Annotated in this window: 8 protein-coding genes; 4 read left to right on the top strand and 4 right to left on the bottom strand. The window is 68.7% G+C overall.

Annotation, left to right across the window (positions count from 1 at the left end; genetic code table 11):
- Both ACFDS6_RS02430 and ACFDS6_RS02425 read right to left on the bottom strand, forming a co-directional pair.
- A partial coding sequence (locus ACFDS6_RS02430) for a DNA polymerase III subunit chi (RefSeq protein WP_375270510.1) occupies positions 1–284 on the bottom strand: 284 nt, incomplete at its 3' end.
- A gap of 17 nt (positions 285–301) precedes the next feature.
- Positions 302–1,756, bottom strand: coding sequence for a leucyl aminopeptidase (locus ACFDS6_RS02425; RefSeq protein WP_375270509.1), 1,455 nt, complete (start codon positions 1,754–1,756; stop codon positions 302–304).
- Between the two features lie 152 nt (positions 1,757–1,908).
- Here ACFDS6_RS02425 and ACFDS6_RS02420 point away from each other — a divergent pair, with 152 nt between their 5' ends.
- From ACFDS6_RS02420 to rsmA, 4 genes are all read left to right on the top strand, one after another.
- Positions 1,909–4,179 carry an LPS-assembly protein LptD gene (locus tag ACFDS6_RS02420; RefSeq protein ID WP_375270508.1) on the top strand — a complete coding sequence of 757 codons (2,271 nt, stop codon included), beginning with the start codon at positions 1,909–1,911 and terminating at the stop codon, positions 4,177–4,179.
- A 76-nt stretch (positions 4,180–4,255) separates the two neighbouring features.
- A complete protein-coding gene (locus ACFDS6_RS02415; protein ID WP_375270507.1) occupies positions 4,256–5,614 on the top strand; it encodes a peptidylprolyl isomerase in 1,359 nt (452 codons plus the stop codon).
- A 7-nt stretch (positions 5,615–5,621) separates the two neighbouring features.
- Positions 5,622–6,623 carry a 4-hydroxythreonine-4-phosphate dehydrogenase PdxA gene (gene pdxA, locus ACFDS6_RS02410; protein WP_375270506.1) on the top strand — a complete coding sequence of 334 codons (1,002 nt, stop codon included), beginning with the start codon at positions 5,622–5,624 and terminating at the stop codon, positions 6,621–6,623.
- Complete coding sequence (rsmA, locus tag ACFDS6_RS02405) at positions 6,620–7,447, top strand: 16S rRNA (adenine(1518)-N(6)/adenine(1519)-N(6))-dimethyltransferase RsmA (protein ID WP_375270518.1); 828 nt, start codon at positions 6,620–6,622, stop codon at positions 7,445–7,447. The genes pdxA and rsmA overlap by 4 nt, the downstream gene beginning before the upstream one ends.
- A 4-nt stretch (positions 7,448–7,451) precedes the next feature.
- On the opposite strand, the gene ACFDS6_RS02400 is transcribed toward rsmA, so the two are convergent.
- Both ACFDS6_RS02400 and ACFDS6_RS02395 read right to left on the bottom strand, forming a co-directional pair.
- Positions 7,452–7,967, bottom strand: a complete 516-nt coding sequence (locus ACFDS6_RS02400; RefSeq protein WP_375270505.1) for a tetratricopeptide repeat protein — start codon at positions 7,965–7,967, stop codon at positions 7,452–7,454.
- Between the two features lie 33 nt (positions 7,968–8,000).
- On the bottom strand, positions 8,001–9,176 hold the full coding sequence (locus ACFDS6_RS02395) for an RsmB/NOP family class I SAM-dependent RNA methyltransferase (RefSeq protein ID WP_375270504.1): 1,176 nt from the start codon (positions 9,174–9,176) through the stop codon (positions 8,001–8,003).
- Between the last annotated feature and the right edge of the window lie 24 nt (positions 9,177–9,200).

The raw sequence follows: 9,200 nt of genomic DNA, 5'->3' as shown, positions 1-9,200 counted from the left end.
CGCCACGCGCCGTCCGCCAGCGCGACGTTGCGCGCCTGGTTGGTGGCGGCGACCTCCGGCCCGATTAGCACCGGCTGCTCCGCATCCTGCGCGCTGCCGGCCACCCCATGCGGCAGGAAGCTATCAGGCGCGTAGGACCACAGCAACTTGTCGAGCGCGGCACGACGCGCGGGGTCGGCCTCAACCACCAGCAACCGCCCGCCCTCGGCGAGAACGCGCTCCGCGATGCGCGGCAGCACGCGCTCCAACGGGCTGGTAGTCAGGTGATAGAAGTCGACCTTCACGTCGCGTAAGTCTTGCCTTAGCCTTCGAGGTTATCGGCGATGAAGCGGTCGAGCACGCGCACGCCGTAGCCGGTCGCGCCCTTGCCCCAGGTCGCACCGTCTTTCTCCGACCAGACCATGCCCGCGATGTCGAGGTGCGCCCAATTCACGCCCTCGTCGACGAAGCGCTTGATGAACTGCGCCGCGGTGATCGAACCGCCGCCGCGCGGCCCCACGTTCTTCATGTCGGCGATCGCGGAGTCGATCAGCTTGTCGTAGCCGTCCGCCAGCGGGAAGCGCCACAACAGGTCACCGCTGGCACGCCCCGCCGCCAGTATCTGCTCGGCCAGCCCATCGTCGTTCGAAAACAGACCTCCCATCTCGTTACCCAGGCTGACGATCATCGCGCCGGTCAGCGTCGCGAGGTCGATGATCGTCGCCGGCTTGTGCTCGCGCTGAACCCAGGTGATCGCGTCGCACAGCACCAAGCGCCCTTCGGCATCGGTGTTGATGACCTCGATCGTCTGACCCGACATGCTGGTGATGACGTCGCCGGGACGCTGCGCGTTGCCGTCGGGCATGTTCTCGACCAGCCCCATAACGCCAATGATGTTCGCCTTCGCCTTGCGCGCGGCCAGGCTGAGCATCGCGCCCGCGACGGCACCCGCGCCGCCCATATCCCACTTCATGTCTTCCATGCCGGCCGCGGGCTTGATCGAGATGCCGCCGGAGTCGAACGTCACGCCCTTGCCGACCAATGCGGTGAGCGGCGCATCGGCATCGCCGCCGCTCCATTTCAACGCGAGAATGCGCGCCTCGCGTCGCGAACCCTGACTGACGCCGAGCAGCGCACCCATACCGAGCGTGCTCATCTGCGGCTCGTCCAGCACGGTGACCTCCAGGCCGAGCCCGTCGACCGCCTCCGTCACCCGCTCGACGAAGCTCTCGGGATAGAGGATGTTCGGTGGCAGCGTCGCGAGTGTGCGCGCGAGACCGAGGCCGCGGGTGACGGCATCGCGTTTCATCCAAGCGGCGTTGATATCGTCAGCGTCGCTGACGACCACCAGCTCTTCCAGCGTCGGCTTCTGCTTGGCAGGCATGCGCGTGCGGTACTCGTCGAAGCGCCAGCTGCGCTGCGACGCTCCGGCGGCGAAGCGCGCGGCGCTCGCCGAGTCGGTGTCCGACAGGTCGGCGACGACTGTTCCGGCGCCAGCGGTGAGCAGCTTGGCCGCCAGCGCGCCGCCCGCGCGCTCATATGCAGCGTCATCGCCCGCACCGACACCCAGCAACACGACGCGCTGCGCGCCTCCCGCCGCCGGTAGGAACACGTCCGCGATCGTTCCCGGCTCGCCAACGAACTGCTGCGCCGACAGCGCACCCTTGATGAGCGCATCGTGCTCGGCGCCCAGGCTCGCGGGCTCCGCGCCCTTGCGCACCGCGAGCGCGAGCACCGCGGGATCAGTTGGGCGAGTAGCGGCGAACGTGATCTTCATGGTCAACCTATTTCCTCATTTTCAGGCATGCCTGATAGGCACCAGCGCGCGCGCTGGCAAAGCGTTGCAGCAACGCGCGGGCGATGCGATAGGGCGCATCAGCAGCGCCGTGCTCTTCCGGCCGCTCGCGAGCGACAGGTAACGGGAGCAACGTGACGCGTTCTGATTTTCTCGCCGGGTGCGTGCTGCCGTTCGCTGCCGTGGGTTTCGGCTTGTGCGCCGCACCCGCGGCAGCACAGTCGCTGGCAGACCACGCACGAACACCGGATCCTGCGCCGAGCATCGCAACCGATGCGACGCAGCCAGCACCTCCGGCAGACGACGATCAGGTGCAATTCAGCTCCTCGTCGCTCGAGTATGATTACGAAGCGGACATCGTCACCGCGCTCGGCGACGTGCGCATGAGGCGCAGCGGCGAGAAGTTGCGTGCGGAGAAGGTGGTGTGGAACCGCAAGACCGGGCGCGTGGTCGCGAACGGCAACGTCGCGGTCACCAACCCGCAGGGAGACGTCGCCTACGGCGACTCGATCGAGTTGACCGATACGCTGAAGGATGGCGTCATTGACAATCTGCTCGTCGTCCTGGAGCGCGGCGGGCGGCTCGCCGCCGTCGATGGTCGCCGCGATCAGGATGGCACCTATTATCTGAACCGCGCAGCCTATTCGCCCTGCCCGGTCACCGACGCCAGCGGCTGCCCCAAGGAGCCGACGTGGAAGATCACCGCAGTGCGCGTCACCTATCGCCCCGACAAGGACCGCGTCTATTTCGAAGGCGCGCGCTTCAACCTGTTCGGTCTCGCCAGCCCGCGACTGCCACGCTTCTCGACCAGCACCGCGGAGTCGAACAGCACCGGGCTGCTGACGCCCGGTCTGGGCATCGACCGGTTGAACGGCGGCGAGCTGACGCTGCCGTACAATATCGCGCTTGGTCAGAACCGCTCGCTGGTGATCGCACCGCACATCTTCACCGATGTGCTGCCCTTGCTGGAGGCGCGCTACAGTGAGGTGAACACGCTGGGTGCGTTCTCGATCGCGGGCTACGCGACCTCGGGGCGCCGAAGCGAGGATCTTTCGCTCGGCTTCACCACCGCGACCGAGCGCGCGTTCCGCGGTTACCTCGATGGGTCGATGAAGTTCCAGTTCACGCCGGAGTGGAGCCTGTCTGGCTCGCTGCGGCTGTCGACTGATCGTACCTTCACGCGGCGCTACGACATCTCGGACGACGATCGACTGCGCAGCACCTTCGCGCTCGAACATGTCGACGCGAACAGTTATTTCGCGATCAGCGGCTGGGCGACGCAGACACTGCGGGTCGGCGATCGTCAGTCGTTGCAGCCGGTGGCGCTGCCCGAGATCGACTATCGCCGCCGGGTGCAGGACGTGGCGGGCGGCATACTCTCGTTGCAGGCGAACACGCTCGCGATCGGGCGCAAGGCGGGACAGGACACGCAGCGCGCCTTCGCCAGCGCCGAGTGGAACCTGCGCCGCCTGACCAACCTGGGTCAGGAGGTGACGCTGACCGCGTTCGCGCGCGGCGACGCGTACAACACCAGCGACAGCGCCGCGACAGCGGTGGCGAGCTACCGCGGCCTCGACGGATTTCAGACCCGTGCGATCGGTGCGGCGGCGATCGACGTGAAATGGCCGTTCATCGGCGAGTTGTTCGGCGGCACGCAGCGTTGGACACCGCGCGTCCAGATCGTCGCCTCGCCGCATGTCGCCAACCTGCGGGTACCAAATGAGGACTCGCGCGCGGTCGACCTGGCGGACTCGAACCTGTTCGCGCTCAATCGCTTCCCAGGCTACGATCGCTGGGAGGACTCATCGCGGGTCACCTACGGCGGCGAATGGGCATTCGATCGACCCGGCCTGTCGATCGACACGACGATCGGTCAGAGTTACCGCCTCGACTCGCGACCCACCATCCTGCCGGTCGGCACCGGTCTGTCTGACAGCTTCTCCGACCTCGTCGGTCGCACCAACGTGCGCTTGCGCGACTTCATCACGTTCACGCATCGGTATCGCCTCGACAAGGACAATCTCGATGTGCGTCGCAACGAGATCGATGCAACAGTGGGATCATACACGACCTACGCGACGGTCGGTTACCTGCGCCTCAACCGCGACATCGATCCCGTTGTCGGTTTGCAGGACCGCGAGGAAGTCCGCTTCGCGGGACGTGCCGCCTTCGCGCGCTTCTGGTCGGTGTTCGGCTCCGCGGTAGTCGACCTCACCGATCGCGAGGAGGACGTGCTGTCGTCCAGCGACGGCTTCGACCCGATCCGCCACCGGCTGGGTGTCGCATACGAGGACGATTGCTTGGAGCTCGGGCTCACCTGGCGCCGGGATTATCGCACCACCGGCGATGTGCGCGCGGGCAACAGCTACCTGTTGACGCTGGCGTTCAAGGGCCTCGGACGCTAAGCCGAGGTTCAGCAAGGTCGGGGCAAAGCCGCGGCTAGGCCGATGACGGCCGTGATGGGAATTCGAGACGCTTGTGATGACGAAGACGAGGGGCGCGCTGCTGAGGCGTCGTGCGATGGCATCGTTGCTGGGTCTGGCGATCGCAGGCGGAGCAGTCGCGCAGACCGTGGATGATCAGTCGGTGCCCGACAACACCGGGCTCAACATTCCCGCCAATTTGCAGATCTTCGGCAAGGTCGATCCGAACGTCCGCAAGGCCACCGCGATCGTCAACGAGACCGTGATCACCGGCACCGACGTCGACCAGCGCGTCGCGCTGATCGCGGCGGCCAACAACGCCAAACTCTCGAACGAGGATCGCGAGCGGCTGCGTCTGCAGGTGCTGCGCCAGCTGATCGACGAGACGCTTCAGATTCAGCAGGCGAAGACCGCCGACATCACCGTTACCAAGGAAGAGATGGACCAGAGCCTGGCGCGCGTCGCCAAGCAGTTCAACAAGACGCCGGCCGAGTTCGCGGCCTGGCTGCGCGAACAAGGTTCGTCCGATCGGTCGATGCGTCGACAGATCGAGGGCGAGCTCGCCTGGAACCGCTATCTGCGCAAGCGGGTAGAGCCGTTCGTCAACGTCGGCGACGAGGAGGTCAAGGCGATCATCGATCGCCTGCAAGCGGCGAAGGGCACCGAGGAATATCACCTCGCCGAGATCTACCTGAACGCGACGCCCGATCAGCAGGCGCAGGTCGAGGCACAAGGTCGCCAGATCATCGGCGAGATCCAGAAGGCGCAGGCGCCGTTCAGCTATTTCGCGCGCAACTATTCCGCCGCGACAACGCGCGCAGTCGGCGGCGACCTAGGCTGGGTACGCGCGGCGCAATTGCCGGCGGAGCTGTCGCAGGCGAGCCAGCAGATGCAGGTCGGCCAGGTCGCCGGCCCGATCCCGGTGCCGGGCGGCTACTCGATTCTGTATCTCGTCGACAAGCGACAGGTGCTGACCGCCGATCCGCGTGATGCGCGGCTGAGCTTGAAGCAGATGACGATCAAGTTTCCGGCGAACACCACGCAGGCGCAGGCATCGGCGCGAACCGCGCAGTTCGCGTCCGCGATCCAGAAACTGCAGGGTTGCGGATCGGTGGAGAAGGTCGGCGCCGACCTGAATGCCGAGGTCGTGCAGAATGACACGGTGCGCGTCCGCGATCTGCCGGGTCCGCTGCAGGAGATCATGTCCAAGTTGCAGGTCGGTCAGGCGTCGCCGCCGTTCGGGTCGCCGACCGAAGGCGTCCGTACGCTGGTGCTGTGCGGTCGCGACGATCCGGTGTCCGGGCAATTGCCCGGTGCCGAGCAGATCCAGAGCCAGCTGGAGCAGCAGCGCGTCAACCTGCGCGCGCAGCAGGCGCTGCGCGATCTTCGCCGCGACGCGGTGATCGATTATCGCTGATCGCGGCATGACTCCGCTCGTCGTCGCCATGGGCGACCCGGCGGGGGTCGGCCCGGAAACGATCGCGAAGGCGTGGGCGCAGCGCACCGAGCACGGCTTGTCGCCCTTCGTCGCGATCGGCGACCCGCGAGCGATAGCGGTGGTGTGGGACGGTCCAATCGCCGAGATCGGCGACCTGGCTGAAGTCGCTCGTACCTTCGCCGACGCGCTGCCCGTCCTGCCTATCCTGGCTGCGGCCGCGATCTTGCCAGGGCGGCCCGATGCCGATGGCGCGCGCTGCGCACTCCAGGCGTTGGAAGCAGCGACCGGTCTCGCACGCTCGGGCGCGGCACGCGCGCTGGTCACCGCGCCAGTCGGAAAAACGCAGCTCTACGATATCGGCTTCACCTATCCCGGGCAGACCGAGTTCGTGGCGGAGCGCTGCGGCGTGTCGCGCGAGAACGCCGTCATGATGCTGGCTGGGCCAAGCTTGCGTGTCGTGCCGATCACGACGCACGTGCCGCTCGCTGCCGTGCCGGGGCTGCTCACCGTCGAGCTGATCGTCGCGAAGGCGCAGGTCACGGTGCGGGGGCTGAAGCGCAACTTCGGGATCGCACAGCCGCGCCTCGCGTTCGCGGGGCTCAACCCGCATGCCGGGGAGAGCGGCGCGCTCGGGCGCGAGGAGATCGAGATGATCGAACCCGCGATCGCGCAGCTGCGTGACGAGGGGATCGACGTGGAGGGGCCGCTCGCCGCCGACACGATGTTCCACCCGCGTGCCCGTGCACGCTACGATGCCGCGATCTGCTGCTACCACGATCAGGCGCTGGTGCCGCTAAAGACCCTGCACTTCGACGAGGGCGTGAACATGACGCTCGGTCTGCCGATCGTGCGTACCTCGCCCGACCATGGCACTGCATTCGGGATCGCCGGGCAGGACAAGGCACATCCCGGCGCGATGATCGCGGCGATCGCCATGGCGGACATGGCGGCGACCAATCGGCAGCGTTACGCCGCGGCGTGCCGGTGACGGCCGCCGCGGTCGAGTTGCCGCCGCTGCGCGAGGTGATCGCGCGTTTTGGGCTCAACGCGTCCAAGGCGCTGGGGCAGAACTTCCTATTCGACGCGCAGTTGCTCGGGCGTATCGCGCGGGTGCCGGGTGATCTGGACGGACAGGAAGTGCTGGAAGTCGGGCCGGGGCCTGGCGGATTGACGCGGGCGTTGCTGGGGAGTGGCGCGCGCGTGACCGCGATCGAGCGCGACCGGCGCTGTATTCCGGCACTCGCCGAACTGGCGGAGGCCTATCCGGACCAGCTGCGGGTGATCGAGGGCGACGCGACCGAGATCGATGCGCGGGCGCTGTTCGAGGGCAAGCCGCACATCGTGTCGAACCTGCCCTATAACGTCGGTACGCCGTTGCTGGTCGGGTGGTTGTCGGCCGGATGGGTGCCGTGGTGGCAGTCGCTGACGCTGATGTTCCAGCGCGAGGTCGCCGACCGGATCGTGGCGGCGGTGTCGAGCGACGCGTACGGCCGGCTGGCGGTGCTGTCGCAGTGGCGGTCGAGCGCGAAGCTGGCGATGCCGGTGCACCGCTCCGCCTTCACCCCGCCGCCCAAGGTGATGTCGGCGGTGGTGCACATCACCCCGACCGAGGAGCCCGCGGGCGTCCGGCTCGACGTGCTGGAGCGGGTCACCGCCGCGGCGTTCGGGCAGCGGCGCAAGATGCTGCGCCAGAGCCTGCGCGGCGTGCCCGGTGCGCTCGATGCGTTGCAGGCGGAGGGCATCGACGCGACGCGACGGGCGGAGACGGTGTCGGTGCCCGAGTTCGTGTCGGTCGCGCGACGGCTGAGTTAGCCGCTCAATCCTTCGACGTGGTCGTGTTGACGCCGACCTGGGTGCCGACCTGCGCGGTCGCGATCGGCGGCGGCCCCTTGGCGATGCGCGCGGCGAGCGAGGTCGCCTGCGGGCACTGGCCCTTGCAGAGCGTGCGGACGCGCGCGAGGTTCTGCTTCGCGCGCTCGACCGCGCCCTTCGCTACCATCGCCTCGCCCTGCCCGCTGAGCGCGTCCAGGTCGTTGGGGTCGAGCAGCAGCGCCTCGCGGTAGAGACGGATCGCCTTGCCGGGCAGCCCGCGCGTCTCCGACACGTCGGCGAGCACGACGAACGCCTGTCGGTTGCGCGGATCGACCGCGAGCGCGGTCTCCAGCAGGTCGGTCGCGCCGTCGAGGTTGCCCGAGGCGCGCGCGGCCTCCGCCTGCTTCAGCAGCGCGGTGCTGCGCGGATCAATCTGATCGTCAGGGCGCTGGCCGTGGAGCGAGGTAGAGATCGAGGCCGCTGCCAGCCCGAGCGCGACGGCGACGGAAGTAAAACGCATGATCGGCTCCAGCTTCGGCACTGTTTCAACGGATTAGCACGGGGCCCGCAGGCGCGCGACAAAAAAGCCGTCGCTGCCATCGTGCGCGGGAGTGAGCCGCACGCCGTGCCCGTGCGGGCGGCCGAGCGGGAGCGACAGGTCTTCCGCCTGCCAGCCGGGATGCGCGGCGAGGAAGGCGTCGACCTGATCGCGGCCTTCCGCGTCGAGCAGCGAGCAGACGATGTAGACCAGCGCGCCGCCGGGCTTCACCAGCGGCGCGCCGAGCGCGAGCACGTGGCGCTGCGTCGCGACGAAGCGGTCGATCCGCGCCGGGGTCAGCCGCCAGCGCGCCTCCGGGTTGCGGCGCCACGTGCCGGTGCCCGAGCAGGGCGCGTCGATCAGTACGGTGTCGGCCGCACCCCCCAAATCGGCGAGCGCCTCGGCCTCGCGCCCGGCGTCGAGCAGCAGCGGCTCGACGATCGTCGCGCCGGCGGCGGACGCGCGCGGTTCGAGCCGGCGCAGCCGCGCGCGGTCGACGTCGGCGGCGACGATCCGACCCCGGTTCTCCATCGCGGCGGCGAGCGCGAGGCTCTTGCCCCCTGCCCCGGCGCACAGGTCGATCACTGTCTGTCCCGGCTGCGCGCGAGCAGCGAGCGTCACTGCCTGGCTTCCGGCGTCCTGCACCTCCAGGCGGCCGGCGAAGGGTGCGAGATCGGTGCCGGCGGGCAACCGGAACGAGTCGGGCAAGCCGGCGATCGGTTGCGGCTCGGACAGGTCGGCGGCGACCGTGTCGGGCGTGGTGCGCAGCGTGTTGACGCGCACGTCGAGCGGCGCGCGACCGCTGAGCGCGCGCTGTTCCGCGTCGTCGAGCCCGGAGGCGGCCAGCCGCTCGATCAGCCAAGCCGGCGCGATGCCGGGCGCGGCAGCGACCTCATCGGACGCGATCGGCGCGGGAGCGTGAGTCGAGCCGTCGAAGGTAGCGGCGATCGCCGGGTCGGTCCGGGCGAGCGCGATCATCGCGGCGCGTCCGGTCGCGGGCCGCTCGCCGAGCAGGCGGATCGCGGCGTAGACGAGCTCGCGCACCGCGCGGCGGTCCTTCGAGCCGGCGTAGCGACGCTGCGCGAAGTAGCGCGCGATCAGCGTGTCGGCGGCGGCACCGTTATCGGCGGCGGCGGCGACGATCGCGTCGAGCAGGTCGATCGCGGCCTGGGTACGGGCGGCGGGGGTCATGGCTGTTGCTCGTAGACAGGCCGG

This window comes from Sphingomonas sp. (genome assembly GCF_042095875.1).
Taxonomy (GTDB): Bacteria; Pseudomonadota; Alphaproteobacteria; order Sphingomonadales; family Sphingomonadaceae; genus Sphingomonas.
Note: the sequence above shows the minus strand (reverse complement) of the source record. Positions and strands in the feature narration are given on the sequence as shown.

Excerpts from the sequence above, each read along its gene's own strand:
- ACFDS6_RS02425 (WP_375270509.1), bottom strand. The coding sequence starts at position 1,756 with ATGAAGATCACGTTCGCCGCTACTCGCCCAACTGATCCCGCGGTGCTC.
- ACFDS6_RS02415 (WP_375270507.1), top strand. The coding sequence starts at position 4,256 with ATGACGAAGACGAGGGGCGCGCTGCTGAGGCGTCGTGCGATGGCATCG.
- pdxA (WP_375270506.1), top strand. The coding sequence starts at position 5,622 with ATGACTCCGCTCGTCGTCGCCATGGGCGACCCGGCGGGGGTCGGCCCG.
- ACFDS6_RS02400 (WP_375270505.1), bottom strand. The coding sequence starts at position 7,967 with ATGCGTTTTACTTCCGTCGCCGTCGCGCTCGGGCTGGCAGCGGCCTCG.
- ACFDS6_RS02395 (WP_375270504.1), bottom strand. The coding sequence starts at position 9,176 with ATGACCCCCGCCGCCCGTACCCAGGCCGCGATCGACCTGCTCGACGCG.